13 protein-coding genes are annotated in these 14,957 nt (G+C 60.6%); 6 read left to right on the forward strand and 7 right to left on the reverse strand.

All coding sequences use genetic code 11. The features are described 5' to 3' along the window. The first annotated feature begins 99 nt into the window (after nt 1–99). The 3 genes from O987_RS11675 to O987_RS11685 all read left to right on the forward strand — a co-directional run bounded on the left by O987_RS11675 (nt 100) and on the right by O987_RS11685 (nt 3,105). The gene (locus tag O987_RS11675) at nt 100–1,272 is read left to right on the forward strand and encodes a CaiB/BaiF CoA transferase family protein (RefSeq protein WP_043372339.1); all 1,173 of its coding nucleotides are present in this window, start codon (nt 100–102) and stop codon (nt 1,270–1,272) included. 71 nt (nt 1,273–1,343) lie between these two features. Further along, on the forward strand, nt 1,344–2,321 hold the full coding sequence (locus O987_RS11680) for a Bug family tripartite tricarboxylate transporter substrate binding protein (RefSeq protein ID WP_043372340.1): 978 nt from the start codon (nt 1,344–1,346) through the stop codon (nt 2,319–2,321). A 10-nt stretch (nt 2,322–2,331) separates the two neighbouring features. Beyond that, nucleotides 2,332–3,105, forward strand: a complete 774-nt coding sequence (locus tag O987_RS11685; RefSeq protein ID WP_043372342.1) for an enoyl-CoA hydratase — start codon at nt 2,332–2,334, stop codon at nt 3,103–3,105. A 179-nt stretch (nt 3,106–3,284) separates the two neighbouring features. On the opposite strand, the gene O987_RS11690 is transcribed toward O987_RS11685, so the two are convergent. From O987_RS11690 to O987_RS11705, 4 genes are all read right to left on the reverse strand, one after another. Further along, a complete protein-coding gene (locus O987_RS11690; protein ID WP_043372345.1) occupies nt 3,285–5,834 on the reverse strand; it encodes a TonB-dependent siderophore receptor in 2,550 nt (849 codons plus the stop codon). 140 nt (nt 5,835–5,974) lie between these two features. Beyond that, nucleotides 5,975–6,928: a FecR domain-containing protein gene (locus O987_RS11695; RefSeq protein ID WP_003055771.1), complete on the reverse strand. Its 954-nt coding sequence runs from the start codon at nt 6,926–6,928 to the stop codon at nt 5,975–5,977. 1 nt (nt 6,929) lies between these two features. After that, nucleotides 6,930–7,409, reverse strand: coding sequence for a sigma-70 family RNA polymerase sigma factor (locus tag O987_RS11700; RefSeq protein ID WP_050785846.1), 480 nt, complete (start codon nt 7,407–7,409; stop codon nt 6,930–6,932). A 199-nt stretch (nt 7,410–7,608) separates the two neighbouring features. Beyond that, on the reverse strand, nt 7,609–8,538 hold the full coding sequence (locus O987_RS11705; RefSeq protein WP_235214352.1) for a LysR family transcriptional regulator: 930 nt from the start codon (nt 8,536–8,538) through the stop codon (nt 7,609–7,611). A gap of 68 nt (nt 8,539–8,606) precedes the next feature. Between O987_RS11705 and O987_RS11710 the strand changes: the two genes are divergently transcribed. Together O987_RS11710 and O987_RS11715 are read left to right on the forward strand one after the other, a co-directional pair. Then, on the forward strand, nt 8,607–9,608 hold the full coding sequence (locus O987_RS11710) for a tripartite tricarboxylate transporter substrate binding protein (protein ID WP_043376375.1): 1,002 nt from the start codon (nt 8,607–8,609) through the stop codon (nt 9,606–9,608). Nucleotides 9,609–9,637: 29 nt separating this feature from the next. Continuing rightward, a complete protein-coding gene (locus O987_RS11715) occupies nt 9,638–11,263 on the forward strand; it encodes an FAD-dependent monooxygenase (protein WP_043372347.1) in 1,626 nt (541 codons plus the stop codon). A gap of 160 nt (nt 11,264–11,423) precedes the next feature. On the opposite strand, the gene O987_RS11720 is transcribed toward O987_RS11715, so the two are convergent. Together O987_RS11720 and O987_RS11725 are read right to left on the reverse strand one after the other, a co-directional pair. Continuing rightward, nucleotides 11,424–12,680: a hydantoinase/carbamoylase family amidase gene (locus O987_RS11720; RefSeq protein WP_043372349.1), complete on the reverse strand. Its 1,257-nt coding sequence runs from the start codon at nt 12,678–12,680 to the stop codon at nt 11,424–11,426. After that, on the reverse strand, nt 12,677–13,348 hold the full coding sequence (locus tag O987_RS11725; RefSeq protein ID WP_003055759.1) for an orotate phosphoribosyltransferase: 672 nt from the start codon (nt 13,346–13,348) through the stop codon (nt 12,677–12,679). Before O987_RS11725 ends, O987_RS11720 begins: the two co-directional genes overlap by 4 nt. 175 nt (nt 13,349–13,523) lie before the next feature. On the opposite strand from O987_RS11725, the gene O987_RS11730 reads away from it, so the two are divergent. Further along, nucleotides 13,524–14,444, forward strand: a complete 921-nt coding sequence (locus O987_RS11730; RefSeq protein ID WP_043372351.1) for a LysR family transcriptional regulator — start codon at nt 13,524–13,526, stop codon at nt 14,442–14,444. A gap of 74 nt (nt 14,445–14,518) precedes the next feature. Here the strand turns inward: O987_RS11730 and O987_RS11735 are convergent, their stop codons facing one another. Then, a complete protein-coding gene (locus O987_RS11735; RefSeq protein WP_043372353.1) occupies nt 14,519–14,938 on the reverse strand; it encodes a YeeE/YedE family protein in 420 nt (139 codons plus the stop codon). Nucleotides 14,939–14,957 lie beyond the last annotated feature (19 nt).

Raw genomic sequence — 14,957 nt, forward strand, 5'->3', positions numbered from 1 at the left:
CCGGAAGAGCGTCCTAATTCCGCGAACTCCGAATGCAAAAATGGCCAATTGACCCTGGGCAAGCCCGCTCCAAGAATACAGAAAAATTTTGGAGATGTGATGCTTGCAAATGCACTCGATGGAGTCCGTGTCGTGGACTTGTCAAGAATTCTGGCTGGGCCATGGTGCACCCAGAATCTGGCTGATCTTGGCGCGAATGTCCTCAAGATCGAACGCCCTGAGACAGGGGACGATACCCGCAGCTGGGGGCCTCCTTTCGTGAGCACTCAAAGCGGTGAACAAGTGGCCGCATACTTCCTCTCATGCAATCGCGGCAAGCAATCCGTCACGCTGGATTTTTCGCGAGAGCCTGAGAAAGCCTGGCTGCTGCGCCAGATCCAGGATGCCGACGTAGTGGTCGAAAACTACAAGGTCGGAACGCTGGCTCGCTATGGTCTTGACTACGACAGTTTAGTGCGTATCAACCCGGGACTGGTCTACCTGTCAGTCACGGGGTTTGGACAGACCGGCCCGTTTGCGCAAAAGCCCGGATATGACTACATCTTCCAGGGCATGGGTGGTTTGATGAGCTACACAGGCATTGCCGATGGTGAAGCGGGGGCAGGCCCCTTGCGCACCGGCGTGGCCGTGGTGGATCTGATGACGGGAATGTATGCCACCAGCGCGGTGCTCGCGGCCTTGGTGCAGCGTGGACGCTCCGGGCTGGGTCAGCACCTTGATATCGCACTGCTGGATGTAGCGGTGGCGATGAATGCCAATCAGGGAGCCAACTTTCTGGTTTCCGGTGAGACGCCGGCGCGCATCGGCAATATGCACCCCAATCTCGCGCCCTATGAAGTCTTTGAATGCAGCGATGGCCACATCATCTTGGCAATAGGCAACGACACTCAGTTTTCGGCCTTTTGCAAGCTCATTAAGAGTGAATGGCATTTACAGCCCGAATTTGCGACAAATGCGGACCGGCTGATGAATCTGGCGCAACTCAGGCCTCTGCTGCGTGCGGTACTGAAGTGCTGGCAAGCCTCCGCCCTGGGGCGCGCGCTTGACGCCAGCGGCATCTCCTGGGGGAACATCAACAGCCTCGAGCAGGTGTTTCAGCACCCTCAGGTGATTCATCGCCAGATGCTCCAGACCGTCGAGCACCCCGAACTGGGCTCGCTTCAGCTCGTGCGCAACCCCATGCTCCCACCGAGCGCCGGCAAAGCAGTATCTCCGCCGCCCACCTTGGGACTGCCCGTCATCACAGCGGCCACTGCTTCCTTTTCAGCCTGAATTCCGGCCGACAACTGATGCCGATACTGACCAAAGCATCTGATCTTGCATTTGTACAACAGGAGACGTGAATGAAGCCTTTGAAGTCCCTGCTCGCCCTGGCCCTGGGTCTTGGCGCCATGTCCATGGCTCAGGCTGCCGGCGCCACTTCCTATCCGGATCGCACCATACGGCTGCTCGTCCCCTACGCCGTGGGCGGCGCGACCGATGTCATCGGGCGCGTGATGGCGCGCTATCTTGGTGAGGCGCTCGGACAATCCATCGTCGTGGAAAACAAGCCTGGAGCCGGGGGAAGCACGGGGTCGCAGTACGCTTCCAAGCAGCCTGCCGACGGCTACACATTGGTCATGATGGTGGAGAGCTCACATGCAGTGAATCCCAATGTCTATGCCAAGCCTGCCTACGATGCGGTGAAAGACTTCACGCCTATCACCAATATTGCCAATGTGCCAGGCGTGATGGTGGTAAATGTTTCGTCGCCGTACAAGACGGCTCAGGATGTGATCGATGAAGCCAGAAAGGCGCCCGCCAGCCTGAACTATGGCTCGTCGGGCAATGGCGGGCTGAGTCATCTGAGCGGCGCCTTGTTCGGCCATACCACCAGGACCCAGATCACCCATGTTCCCTACAAGGGCCTGGGCCCCGCACTCAACGATCTGATCGCCGGCCAGATTGACGTGGTATTTGACAACATGCCCTCATCGGGTGGCCTGATCGCAGGCAATCAGCTGCGCGCCCTGGCGGTCTCCAGTCCCAAGCGTCTGGCCAATCTGCCCAACGTACCTACCTATGCTGAAGTTGGACTGCAGCCCATGAACGATATGTCCTGGTACGGGCTGGGTGCACCTGCCGGGCTGGATGCAGCGGTGTTGAACAAGCTGAGCGTTGCTGCCAGGACCGCGTTACAGAATCCTGAACTGATCAAGACGATAGAACAGCAAGGCGCGGTGGTCGATTACCAATCGCCACAGCAGTTTCGCGACACGGTAGAACGGGCCAACAAGGCATGGGCCAAGCTCATCAAGGACATCGGCTTCAAGAAACTCTGACAGGACAACCATGTATTCGCAAGTCACCTATCTCACCTCGACCACCGCAGTGCTGTCCATCACGGACGCCGGCGTTCTCAACGTGTTGAGCACTCCCGTCATCCAGGGCCTGATCCAGAGGCTCAGCGAACTGGCGGAAAACAAAGAGCTGCATTGTCTTGTGCTGAGAGGCTCGGGCTCGCGGGCTTTCGTCGCGGGAGCCGACATCAAGGAGCTGGCTAGCCTGAATGCCGGTACCGGGCGCGCCTTCATCAGCGGTCTGCGCGATCTCTGCAATGCCGTACGGCACTTCCCGGTGCCCGTCATCGTACGCCTGGAGGGACATACTCTTGGTGGAGGCTTGGAGCTGGCGATGGCTGGCGATTTGCGAATCGCCGCCGATAACGCCGTTGTTGGCATGCCCGAGGTGAAGGTTGGAATCCCATCGGTGATCCATGCCGCTATGTTGCCGGCCCAGATCGGCACAACGCGCGCTGCCTGGCTATTGCTGACCGGAGAGAACATTCCGGCGGCTCAAGCGCGGGAGTGGGGCCTGATCAACGAATGCGTCCCTCAGGAGAAGCTGGATGAGCGCATTCTGGAGGTGGCCGCCGGACTGTCGGAAATCGGCCCGATGGTACTCAGGCAGCAAAAGAAACTGCTGCGCCGCTGGGAGCGCATGGCACTGGATGCAGCGGTTGATGACAGCATTGCCGAGTTCGGCGCGGCTTTCCAGACCGGCGAGCCACAGCAGCATATGAATGCTTTCTTGCGAAGAAAGGCCGAAAAGCAGGAATCCCGTTAGGTCTTCGCCATTCAGCTGCTGAGTCATGCCTGACTCGCAAAGGCTGAAGCCTGCCGGCAGCGGCCTGTTGGCTGAAATATTGGCTGAATCTCAGCGGCACAAGCCTGTGCCCGACTCTGCGGCAGTGGCTTCAGATCAGGCACTGTGGCTGCAGGCCGCTCGGGCTGAATCTGGCACTGCTACCAGGTATGCGCATAGCTGATTCGAACGACGGTGCCAGCTACCGGAAGGCGGCTGGTGTTGTTGTTGCTTCGAAGCAGCTGGCTGTACAGCGGGAAGTAGTTGCGGTTGAACAAATTCTCCACGCCCAGTGAGACGCGGTTCTTCGGGTCGATTTTCCACTGGCTGATCAAATCTACTGTGGTGTAGCCCTTGGTGTCGTAGCGGCCGAAGCTTGTCTTGCCGTCCAGGCGATAGTCTCTGGAGGCATAGGAGGTGGCCTGGACTCGATGGCTCCAACTGGCACTGGGGCGATATTCCACGTATGCGGTCAGTTTGAGGGGCGGAATGCGGTAGCCCGTCATGCTTTGATAGGAGCTTGCACCCTGTGGGAGCTCGCGCCCTTTCATCCAGGTGAGACTGCCGCCGCTGGTCCAGCGGTCATCGTCGCTGAAATAGTCCAGGCTGGCTTCGAGTCCATGGATTTTTTCCTTGGTTCGCAGGAGTGTGAGGCCGTTGTTGAAGCTTTGCACGGCACCGAGGTCGGACTGCGATTGAAAGGCTCCCAGGTTGGCGATGACATTCGAGAACTTCCCGCGCCAGCCAATCTCTACGGTGTCGGTTTTGACGGCCTGCAGATTGGAGTTGCCGATGTTGAAGCCTGCCGTGGCATTGCGCACCACGACCCCGATGTCCGGCAGCTCGAAACCCTGGCTGTATGAGGCATAGAGTTCATGTTCCTTGGCCGGTGTGAAAACCGTGCCCAGGTTATAGGTCCACGAGCCATATTTCACGGTACCGCCTGCCACGGTTTGGGGGCTCGGCAGCTTTGATTGCGACAAAGGGCTGAAGTCGCTGAAGCTGGCTTGGGCGCGGTCGTAGCGGGCACCGCCTTCCACGGACCACTTGTCGCTGAATTTGTGCTGCAGCTGGGCAAAGGTGCCAATGCTGCGCGTGGTGACCGGCGGCATATAGATCAGGCGGCCGATCTTGTTGAACACCAGTCCTTTGCTGGCGTCATAGGCTTTGGGATCAAAGATATCGATCGGCATGTCGGTGCGCTCGTGATTGAAGTCCGCGCCCCAGATCAGCAAGGAATTTTTCTCCTGTCCCAGCGGCGTCTTGATGGTCAGGCGTCCACCGAAGACATCGGAGTTCTGCATCGATTGATCGACGTTGGCACCCCGAACCGCGACGGCTCGGGCGTCGAAGGGCGCAAAGCGCGTGTAGAAATCCCGGTAGTAGAGCTGAGCCGCGAGGGTGCTGCCTGCGAGATCGCGATTCTCGTAGTCAAGTCCCAGCATGGTGTTCTTGATCTGGTTCTGGTCTGCAAGCACCAGACCTTTGATCGGCCTGGCGGCAGCCGTGCCGGCAGGCAGGCGCGCCACCGAGGGGTCGGATGCATAGTCGGTGTCCTGGCTGGCGTTGTAGTGGCTCGCCGAGAACTGCAGCCGTTGATTTGCATCCAGCTTGAAGCCAATCTTGGCCGATGCGTTATAGATGTTGGAGTCGAACAAGTCTCCCTGGCTAGGCTCCGGGGCGATGCGGTTTCCCTTGGCATCGAATGAGCCGCCTGCCTGTTTGGCGCCCAGGCTGACCGAATAGTCGACGACGTCGCCGCCGCCCGACAGGTAATGCTGGACTTCGGCTCCAAGCCCTGCTGCCTTGGGCCTGAACAGCGGTGACGATCCGGTCACCACTGTCTCGGCCTTGGTCTCACCGGGGGGGCGCTTGGTGCGCACGGAGACGATGCCGCCTGCGGCACCACTTCCATAGATGGCGCTGCTGCCGCGCAGCACCTCGATCTGCTCGATGTCGGCAGGATTGATGTTGGCGAGGTTTCGGGAGGAGTCTCGGTTGGTGTTCAGTGGAACACCGTCGACCAGAATCAGCATATTCCGCCCGCGCAGTGTCTGACCATAGTCCGTGATGGTGTGGCTGGAGTCGGCCATGCCCGGAACCACCTTGCTGAGCATGGTGGCCAGGCTGTCGGAGCCTTGCCGAAGCTGTTGAACTTCTTCGCCTTCGAGCAGGCTGATCTGACGTGCCGGGGCCACGAGATTATTCTGGGTACGAGCTGTCACCGTAACGGCGGCAAGCTCCGGTGCGCCTGACTGGTCTGCGGATGCGGAGGCGTCGCTCCGAGGTGTGGAGGACGCCGTAGCCGCCTTGGCAGCCGGTGCAGCTTCCAGTGCGTAGTTGCCCGCGCCCAGCCGGCGGACATGCAGCCCCGAGCTTTCCAGCAAGCGCGCAAAGCCGCTATCGATGGTTTGGGGGCCCGACAGACCGGGGGTGCGCAGATTCTTGAGCAGGTCCGGGTCCATGCTGAGGTTGATGCCTGCCTGAGCGGCAAACTCCATCAGTGCGGGACCGAGCAGGCCGGCGGAGATCTGATAGGTCTGCTGCGCGGGACGGGCAATGGGCTCTGCCGCGTACGTCGCAGGCGCGTACAGGCCCAGGGTCGCGGTGCCAAGGGCAGCGACCAGAGCGCCTTTGACGGCAAGGGTGACCGGATGCAGCGGCACCGCAAGAGAATTTGTGTGGGAGTGCGGCGAGCGCAGTGCAGGCATGTTTTCAGTCCTCGTTGGCTGTCAATGAATGGGTCTTGATGTGCTTGACAGGCGAGCTGGAAAAACCGGACAGTGATGAGATAAAAAATTTGCGCTCCTGTCCGGGAACCATCGATACCGGACGGTGCAGCAGAGCCGCCTCAGGAGGATGTGACCGTCACCCAGTAAGCGGTGCGCTCTTGGGTGCGTATGGGGAGGGCCTGCGTCAGCAGCTCCAGAATGCGGTCCGTGTCGCGTAGCTGGAATACGCCGGAGACGCGTAGTTCGGCGACGCCGGGGTCGCATTGCAGGACCCCCAGGCGGTAGCGTTGCAACTCCGCCAGGAATTCGACCAGGCGCATGCTGTGCGCATGCAGGACGCCTCGGGTCCAGGCGTCTGCATGGGATGGCAGCGGGGTGACGGTGCCTGGATTGCGGACATCGAAGCTCACTTGCTGGCCAGCTTGCACGACCAGAGTCTGCGTGGAGTGGCTGGGCATCACCTGGACCGCTCCTTGCAGAACGGACAGCGTCGTGCTTTGCGCATGCTTGCGCACGATGAATCTGGTGCCCAGCGCCTTTAGTTCACCATCGCTTGTTTGGACGATGAACGGCAGGGCCTGGTAGGCGCTCGTGTGCGAGGTCTCCACCAGAATTTCACCTGCGTAGTGATGAAGCCGACGTGCTTCGCTGTCGAACCGTGCGCTGATGGCAGAGGCGGTGTTCAGCAGTACATGGCTGTTGTCTGCCAGTGTCACCTCGCGTGTCTCGCCCGTGGCTGTCCTGAAGTCCGCATGCCATATCTGCCATGGCAGATAGCGGTATGAGAACCAGCCCAGCATGGGAGTCGCCAAGGCAAGTGCCGTCGCGCGTAGCATATGCCGGCGATTTCCGGCTGAGCGTGGACGATCGAGTACGGCCATGCCAACTGCCGGGGGGACGCTGTCCATGCGAAATTGCAGCTGCTCGATGCGCTGCCAGATTTGCTCGTGCCTCGCACTTAGCTTGCGCCAGCGGGCAAGCTCGGCATTCTCCGTTTCGCTGAAGTCCGAGGCATGTCGGCGAGCCAGCCATTGGGCTGCTTCATCCAGTAGGCGGGTATCTGTTGCAGGCATTTCAGCTATCCAGCATTACACGCAGGCATTGCCGGAAGCCCTGCGCCATATAGCGGGTGACCGTGCGCACACTCAATTGCATATGCGATGCAATCTCTTCGTAAGAGAGCCCTTCCAGCTGGGAAAGCAGAAATGTGGTGCGAACTTTGGCCGGCAGCTCGCCGAGCAACTGATCCAGCTCCTCCAGAGTCTCCAGCAGGATGGCGCGAGCCTCGGCAGACAGTGCTGTTTCTTCGGGCAGCAGATGCAGGGATGCCAGATAGGCCTGCTCAAGCGACCTGCGTTCCAGGTGATTGATCATCAAGCGCCTGGCGACTGTGGTCAGATAGGCTTTGGGCTCGCGGATGTCCTCGATGGCTTGCGATTTTGCAGTCGCCCAGATGCGCGTGAATGTGTCCTGAGCGATGTCTGCTGCATCGTGACGATTGCCCAGCTTGCGCTGCAGCCAGGCGGTCAGCCAGCGGTTGTGCAGTGTGTAAATGCTGCCAAGTGCGTCACTGGCGATGCTGTTGGCAGGGGATGACACAGGAATCTCTCGGGATTGGAAATCCGCTGATTCTACACAAATGATACCCATTCTCATTCATTGGGGCTTGCCAGGCTAACAGAGGCTGGTGTTTGAGTGTGCAGACAAGCGGTGGCGACGAATGGGCTCAGCGCATGAAGCAGTGGGCGCAGCGTCAAGCCAGATCATCCGACGTGGCTATATGCGCTCTCAAGGCTTCTAGGAACTGGGTCTCGGCAAGCTGTCGATCTGCGCCCCTGCGTAGCGCGACGTACATATTGAGGTGAACGGCTGGTTCGGTCAGCATCGCAATGTTCAAGCCGTGCTGCTGGCATTCCTCCCTCATGAAAGAGGGGATGACCGCGTTGCCCAGACCCGCTTTCACCATGGCAATCATGGTGCCCAGAAAATTCATTTCTGCCCGCTCATCCTGGCTGGCCTTGGCGCTGGGAAGGTGCTTGTCAATCAAGGCCTGAATCGGGTTGGAGATCGGCAGAGCGATCATGGGCAGGCCATCCAGAGATTTCCAGCTGCGGCTCTGGATCGGTTTGCTGCGCCGCCTCTCGCCCGGGCTGATGCTCATGAGCCGGAACCGGCACACCGACTCTCTGAGCAGGCCTGCGGCTGGTTTCACAAAAAAGGCCATACCCATATTGGCATGTCCTTCCAGAACGGCTTGCCGAACGGTATCGAGGCTGCCATCCATGACCTGGATTCGTACTTCGGGATGCTTGCGTGCAAATTCGGCAACAACCTTCGGTAATAGGCAGGTGGCGATCACAGGCGTCGCAGCAATCGTCAGGGTCGACCGAGAGGCCGAGGAGCTGCCCTGCAAGGCCAGACCCAGTTGCCGCAGTTCCGTCACTACCCTCTCGGCATAGGGCTGCAGCAGCCGGCCTGCGTCGGTCAATGTCACTGCGCGTGTGGTTCGCTCGAACAGCCTGACTCCCAACTGGCGCTCCAGTTCCTTGACCAGCATGCTCACTCCCGACGGAGACAGGTGGATGCGCTCTGCCGCCGCAGCAAAGCTGCCGCACTTGCATATCTCGAGAAACGCCTGCAGTTGACGGCTCCCGACATTAATCAGCTTTACTGATGAATTCACCAAAAATTCCCGTTTGATTCAAATCAATGGACGCGGTGCAATTGCAGCACAAAACACAAGGAGACACCATGCTTGCACCTTCTTCAGCAGGAGGCTTGCCCCTCAGCCGCCGCAAGGCTCTACTCACCGTGGCTGTCGCAGCAGCTGCGGGCTCCTGCGGGCTTTCGGCATTCGCGAATACGCAAGCTCCCGTGCGGCTGGTTGTGCCGTTCACGCCAGGCACAGGCATCGATCTGATTGCCCGGGTCATCGGTCCCAAGCTCTCGGAGCGCTTTCAGCGCCCCTTCATCGTGGACAACAAGCCTGGGGCCTCGGGCAATATCGGTACCCTGGAGGTAGTCCGGTCCACTCCCGACGGCGCGACTTTGCTTGTTACCGTGAATACGTTGGTGATGAATACCGAGCTCTACCCCAAGATGGGCTATAGCCCGGTTCGCGATCTCAGCGCCATCAGCCAGACCAGCGTAGGTCAATTGGTGCTTGTCACGGGCTCTCAATCCAGGATCACGGATCTGAAGGAACTCATCGGCTATGCACAGAAAAATCCTGGCGTTCTGAACTATGGCTCGCCCGGTGCCGGAACCCCCCACCACCTGGCAACAGAGCTGCTCAAGAGCAAAGCCAGGATATCGCTCACACATGTCAGCTATCGCGGCACGGCCCCGGCCTTGACGGACTTGCTGGGCGGGCAGATTGATCTGATGTTTCTCCCTATCCACGTTGCTTTGCAGCACATCAAGGCAGGCAGGCTCCGTGCGCTTGCGATCAGTTCAGACACGACATCCCCGCTTCTGCCTCAGGTGCCCTCGCTGAGGAGTCTGAACCTGGGCGATATGAATGTGGACATGTGGTATGGCTTGCTGGGCCCCAAGGGACTGCCTCCCGAGTTTGTACGCAGCATCAACGAAGCCCTGAAGAGCATTCTTGCTCAGCCTGAAGTTGCCAAAGCATTCGAGTCCCAGGGCATGACGCCCCAGCACAGCACTCCCCAAGCCTTCCAGGCCTTGATCGACGCCGATGCCAGGCGCTGGGGCAATCTCATCAAGACCCAGGGCATTACTGCCGAATAAGCCAGCCATAACAAGAAGATCAAATGAACATGAATATGCAAGTCAATCAGGCACCAGCGCCAGGCAAGGATGCAGATGTAATCATCGTGGGCGGCGGCCCCGTGGGTATGGGGCTGGCGATAGAGCTGGGTCAGCGCGGCGTTCGCTGTATCGTCGTGGAACGCTACGCCAAGCCGCAACCGATTCCCAAGGGGCAGAACCTGACCCAGCGCACCATGGAGCATTTCCACGTCTGGGGTGCGGAAAAGCAGCTTCGCGCAGCTCGTACCATTCCGCCCGAATACGGCATAGGAGGCCTGACGGCCTACAACACATTGCTGGGGTCTTATTCTTACGACTGGCTCCAGCGCGATCTCGTCAAGCCTTACTATTTCACGGCGAACGAGCGCCTGCCTCAGTACGCCACAGAAGCGGTTCTGCGGGATAGAGCCGCCGAGCTGCCATCTGTTGAGACCTTTTACGGCTGGAACTTCGATACCTTGCAGCAGGACGACGAGGGCGTCTGCGTCACGGTATCCGAAAAGAACGGATCGGATCGCAGGATGCTGCGCGCAAGCTATGTCGTCGGCTGTGATGGAGCCCGATCGGGCGTGCGTCAGCAGGCAGGCATCACCCAGACCAAGACCGACCATGATCGCCTCATGGTACTGCTCGTGTTCCGCTCACAGGGACTGCACAAGTTGCTCGAGCGCTTTCCTGGCAAGTCCTACTACAACGTGCTTCAGCCTGAGCTCAAGGGCTACTGGAAATTCTTCGGTCGCGTCGATCTGGGCAATACCTGGTTCTTCCATGCGCCAGTGCCACCGGGAACCACGGCAGACAACTTCGACTTCCAGGCCTATCTGGAAGATGCTGTCGGAGCGCCTTTCGATGTCGAGTTCGAGCATATAGGCTTCTGGGATCTGCGCTTCATGCTTGCCGACAGTTACCGCTCAGGCCGGGTCTTCATTGCTGGCGATGCAGCGCACAGCCATCCTCCCTATGGCGGCTATGGCGTGAATTCGGGACTGGAAGATGCACGCAATCTCGGGTGGAAGCTGGCAGCCGTGCTGAAAGGCTGGGGCAGCGAAACATTGCTGGACTCCTATGACCAGGAACGCCGCCCGGTATTCAGATCCACCATTGACGACTTTATTGCCAAGTCCATAGAGACCGATCACCAGTTTCTGGACAGCTTTGATCCAGAAAAGGATAGAAGTGCTTTTGAAGCCGCCTGGAGTCAGAGGGCCAATGGGGCAGCAGGCGAGGTGCATGCTTTCGAGCCCAACTATGAGGGCTCTCCCATTGTGCGCAGCACTCGGGCGTCGGCCGTCGGCGATTGCAGCGCCAAGGGCTCACATATATTCACCGCACGTGCCGGTCACCACCTGGCTCCGGCCGCGCTCGGCGATGGCCGGAATATATTCGAGCATCTGGGGCAGGGCTATACGCTGCTGGCCGCCGATACGCCCGCGCAAACGCTTGAGACATTCCGCTATATTGCCGACACCAATCGGCTGCCCCTGAGCATTGTCGAAACTACCAAAACGGATGAGTTTGCGCGCTATGAATCTGACCTGATACTGATTCGACCGGATGCATTTGTGGCCTGGACGAGTGGCGAGAAATTCCTGTCGAACGAGGAGGTGGAAAGTCTGCTCAAGGCTGTCGCCTGAAGGATCGAGGGCCGCTCGATGCCCTTCGCCCGAGTCGCTCCCGGGCCTGTGCGAGGGGCCGCCTAGCTGCCAGGACTGGCGTCCCGGCAGCAGGCGGCAGCGCACAAAGGACTGCCGGCCTGCAAGGCGCCTGGAAGTGCCCGGCCAGAGCGGGCAGGGTTCAGGCAATCAGCGCGCGGGTCAGCAGATCGACTCCTGCCAGGAAATCGTCTATGTCCATGGCCTCATGCGGATTGTGAGAGCCATTTTCGTTGCGGATAAAGACCATGGCCGAGGGTACGCCGGCATTCGCAAACACTGCCGCATCATGGCCGGCTCCGCTGGCCATGCGCTCCGGTTTCATGTCCTGTCCGGCGGCTGCCTCCAGACGGTTCAGCCAATCGGCATCCATGGTGGCGGGCTCCGTGAACAGGCGCTCGTCGAACTCGAAACGCACGCCGCGGGCGCGCTCTATGGCCTGGCACTCTTCGCGCATCAGGGTATAGAAGCGCTCCAGCGTCTGGGTGTCCTGGCTGCGTACCTCGAAGCTGAAGGCCACTTCGCCGGGAATCACGGAAACTGCATGCGATTGCGCCGAGGTGGAACAGATGCCCGTGGTCATCACCATGTCCATGCCCATCTGCAGCAGCACGCGCCAGTGTTCGTCCATGCGCGACAGCAACTCGGCAACCGCCAGCAATGCATCCTTGCGCAACCAGCGCGGCACGGCGCCCGAGTGGCCGGTTTCACCGATGCAGCGGATCAGGTTGTGGCGGACGTTGCCTCGGATGCCGGTGACCAGGGCCACCGGCCAGCCCCGATTGACCATGACCGGACCCTGCTCGATATGCAGTTCCAGATAGGCTGAGACATTGGCGAGATCCAGCAGCGGCTCGGCGCGCTCAATGGCATCGACATCGGCTCCGCAGCGCGACATGGCTTCGCTCAGGATGCCGAGGCCATCGCGGTGAGGCCTCTTCAATGTGGCGGCAGGCAACTTGCCCAGCAGGGACAGAGAGCCCAGATAGGCCTTGCCGTACCAGGCGCTTTCCTCGCCACGCAGGGCCAGCACGCGCAGCGGGGGCGCCTGTTCGTGGCGGCCGCGCAGCTGAAGCAGCATCAGCATACCGGCGACAATGCCTGCCAGTCCGTCGAAGTTGCCGCCCTGCGGCACGGAGTCGGCATGCGAGCCAACCGCGACAAAGGGCTCGGCACGGCTTTCTTCTGGCAGGCTCAGCCACAGGTTGCCGGCTCTATCCCATTCATGGCTCAGGCCCAGATCTTCGGCCCGGTCCTCAAGTATGCGCAGCGCAGCAGTCTCGCCTTCGCCATAGCTTTCGCGGGTTACGCCCAGGCCGTCACGGGTGGCTTCGCGAATTTCCGAGAGCAGGGCTTGCGCCAGTGCGCTGATATCCGTCAGGGTGTTGCAGGCCATCATGCTCCGCTACCTCCGTGGCGGATGGACCAGTCCACAGGCGAGGCCGAGAAGTCCGCCAGCGTGGCTTTTTGCTCCGCATTGAGCTGTCCGCTTGCCAGCAGTGCTTCGTGCAGCTGATTCCAGGTTGCCAGGGCGTGCAGGGACAATGCGTGGTCGGCCAGCGTGCCGGCCTGGGGGGCATAGAGCGCATAGTCGAGCAGAACCAGTACATCCTCGATCACGGGGCCTGCGCGGCGCAAGGCGGCAACCGTACCGGCCTTGGAGCGGCCGTCGGTGGTGACGTCATCCACCAGCAGGACCTTGGCGTTGTCGGGCAGGCGACCTTCGAGCTGGGCCGTGATGTCCCAGCCGACGGGGCGTTTGCGCAGATAGAGCATGGGCAGCTCCAGGCGCTCGGCCAGCCATGCGGCAAAAGCAATGCCCGAGCTTTCGGTTCCCACGATGGCATTGATGCCGCGTGCAGCAATCAGAGGGCGCATGCAGCGGGCCGCGATGTCCATGATTTCACCGCGCAGTGCGACATCGGACATCAGGACTTGCGCATCCACATAGACCGGGCTGGCCCAGCCCGAGGTATAGATAAACGGTTGATGCGAAGCAATGCGTACAGCGCCGAGGCCGACCAGGGCCTGGGCAACGCGTGGCGCGTCGGAAGCGGAAAGAAGCATGTGAGTGTGTGTTTGCAAAGCGGGCATGTTAAGTAGCCAGGCCTGCGGCAAGAAGTGGCTAAAATTCCTCGAGCCGTTCCAAAACGAGATGGCTCGTGCTTTGTGCCTGGGCGTGACCGGGTACCTTTTGCCGAAATCCCCGGCTGCGCCTTCAAATGCCCGCCGGCCATTGACCATGTCCGACTTCACTTCGCCGCGCAGCTTTCTGCGTCAGATCGACCTGTCATCACTGGATCTGTTCGTGCTGATCTGCGAATGCGGCAGCATTGCGCGTGCGGCCGAACAGGGCGGCATGGTCGCGTCGGCCGTGAGCAAGCGTGTTGCCGAACTGGAATCCCTGGCGCGCACTCCCTTGCTGTTGCGCCATGCCCGCGGAGTGCGTCCGACTCCTGCCGGAGAGTTGCTGCTGGCGCACGCCCGCACGATTCTTCTTGGGGTCGAGCATCTGCGCGACGACCTGGGCGAATATGCGCGCGGCATACGCGGGCTGGTGCGTCTCAGTGCCAATGCCTCCGCCGTGGAGCAGTTTCTGCCCGAGGATATTGCGATCTTCGTGAAACATCATCCCGACATCCGCATCGATCTGCGCCAGGCGACCAGCCGCTCGGTGGCACGCGCCGTGCGTGATCACATGGCTGATCTTGGCGTCTGCAGCCCCAGTGACGAAGTCGAGGGGCTGGAGTCCATGCCGTATCGGCGCGAGCGCATGGTGCTGATCATGCCCAGTGATCACGCTCTGGCCCGGCATCCGGAACTGGCCTATGAAGAAGCGCTGGACTACGCCCAGATCGGCTTGCGCGACAGCAGCATCGTTCAGGAGATGCTCAATCGGCAAGCCCGCGCCGGCAGACGCATGCTGCGACAGCGCATCGAGGTTGACAGCCTGAGTGCCATGTGCCGAATGATTGAGTGCGGACTGGGCGTGGGCGTCATGCCCGAAGGTGCCTACCAGCGGCTGGGCGAGGCACGCGCTCTGCATGCCGTGCCGCTGACCGATGCCTGGGCGGAGCGCAGCCTCAAGCTGTATGCCAGCAGCTTTGCCGACCTGCCTGCGCCGGCCAGACATTTTGCCCAGGCCCTGATGCCCAAGGACTGAGGCCGGGCTGACATGGTCAGACGGCGCAGGCAGCCCGGTAGGTGGAGGACTGCCTAGCGTGTGACAGCCAGGTCTCAGCTTGTCCTTGTCGTCCACTGCTGCTGCGCCCACATGCCGACCAGCATGGCGGAGACAAACAGCCAGACCTGTGGTGTGAGCGTCGCGAGATTCATCAACGCGGGGCCGGGGCAAAAGCCCGCCAGTCCCCAGCCTATGCCGAACAGGGCAGAGCCCGTCAGCAGCTTGCGATCAATGACGGTGCTGGCGGGCAGCTGCATGGGTTCGCCCAGCAAAGCCGTGCTGCGGCGCTTGGCCCAGGTGAAGGCAATCAGGCCGACTGCGATGGCGCCGCCCATGACGAAGCCCAGAGAGGGATCCCAGCGACCGAAAAAATCGAGGAAGTTCTGTACCTTGGCCGGGTTGCCCATGCCCGAAAGAATCAGGCCCAGACCGAACAAAAGCCCGCAAGGCAGGGCTGCAATACTGGGGATCATGATGGTCCTTTGTGGCGAC

It is taken from the genome of Comamonas testosteroni TK102, assembly GCF_000739375.1.
GTDB lineage: Bacteria > Pseudomonadota > Gammaproteobacteria > Burkholderiales > Burkholderiaceae_C > Comamonas > Comamonas brasiliensis.

Excerpts from the sequence above, each read along its gene's own strand:
- O987_RS11730 (WP_043372351.1), top strand. The coding sequence starts at position 13,524 with ATGTCCGACTTCACTTCGCCGCGCAGCTTTCTGCGTCAGATCGACCTG.
- O987_RS11735 (WP_043372353.1), bottom strand. The coding sequence starts at position 14,938 with ATGATCCCCAGTATTGCAGCCCTGCCTTGCGGGCTTTTGTTCGGTCTG.
- O987_RS11710 (WP_043376375.1), top strand. The coding sequence starts at position 8,607 with ATGCTTGCACCTTCTTCAGCAGGAGGCTTGCCCCTCAGCCGCCGCAAG.
- O987_RS11680 (WP_043372340.1), top strand. The coding sequence starts at position 1,344 with ATGAAGCCTTTGAAGTCCCTGCTCGCCCTGGCCCTGGGTCTTGGCGCC.
- O987_RS11685 (WP_043372342.1), top strand. The coding sequence starts at position 2,332 with ATGTATTCGCAAGTCACCTATCTCACCTCGACCACCGCAGTGCTGTCC.
- O987_RS11695 (WP_003055771.1), bottom strand. The coding sequence starts at position 6,928 with ATGCCTGCAACAGATACCCGCCTACTGGATGAAGCAGCCCAATGGCTG.
- O987_RS11690 (WP_043372345.1), bottom strand. The coding sequence starts at position 5,834 with ATGCCTGCACTGCGCTCGCCGCACTCCCACACAAATTCTCTTGCGGTG.
- O987_RS11715 (WP_043372347.1), top strand. The coding sequence starts at position 9,638 with ATGAATATGCAAGTCAATCAGGCACCAGCGCCAGGCAAGGATGCAGAT.
- O987_RS11720 (WP_043372349.1), bottom strand. The coding sequence starts at position 12,680 with ATGATGGCCTGCAACACCCTGACGGATATCAGCGCACTGGCGCAAGCC.
- O987_RS11675 (WP_043372339.1), top strand. The coding sequence starts at position 100 with ATGCTTGCAAATGCACTCGATGGAGTCCGTGTCGTGGACTTGTCAAGA.
- O987_RS11725 (WP_003055759.1), bottom strand. The coding sequence starts at position 13,348 with ATGCTTCTTTCCGCTTCCGACGCGCCACGCGTTGCCCAGGCCCTGGTC.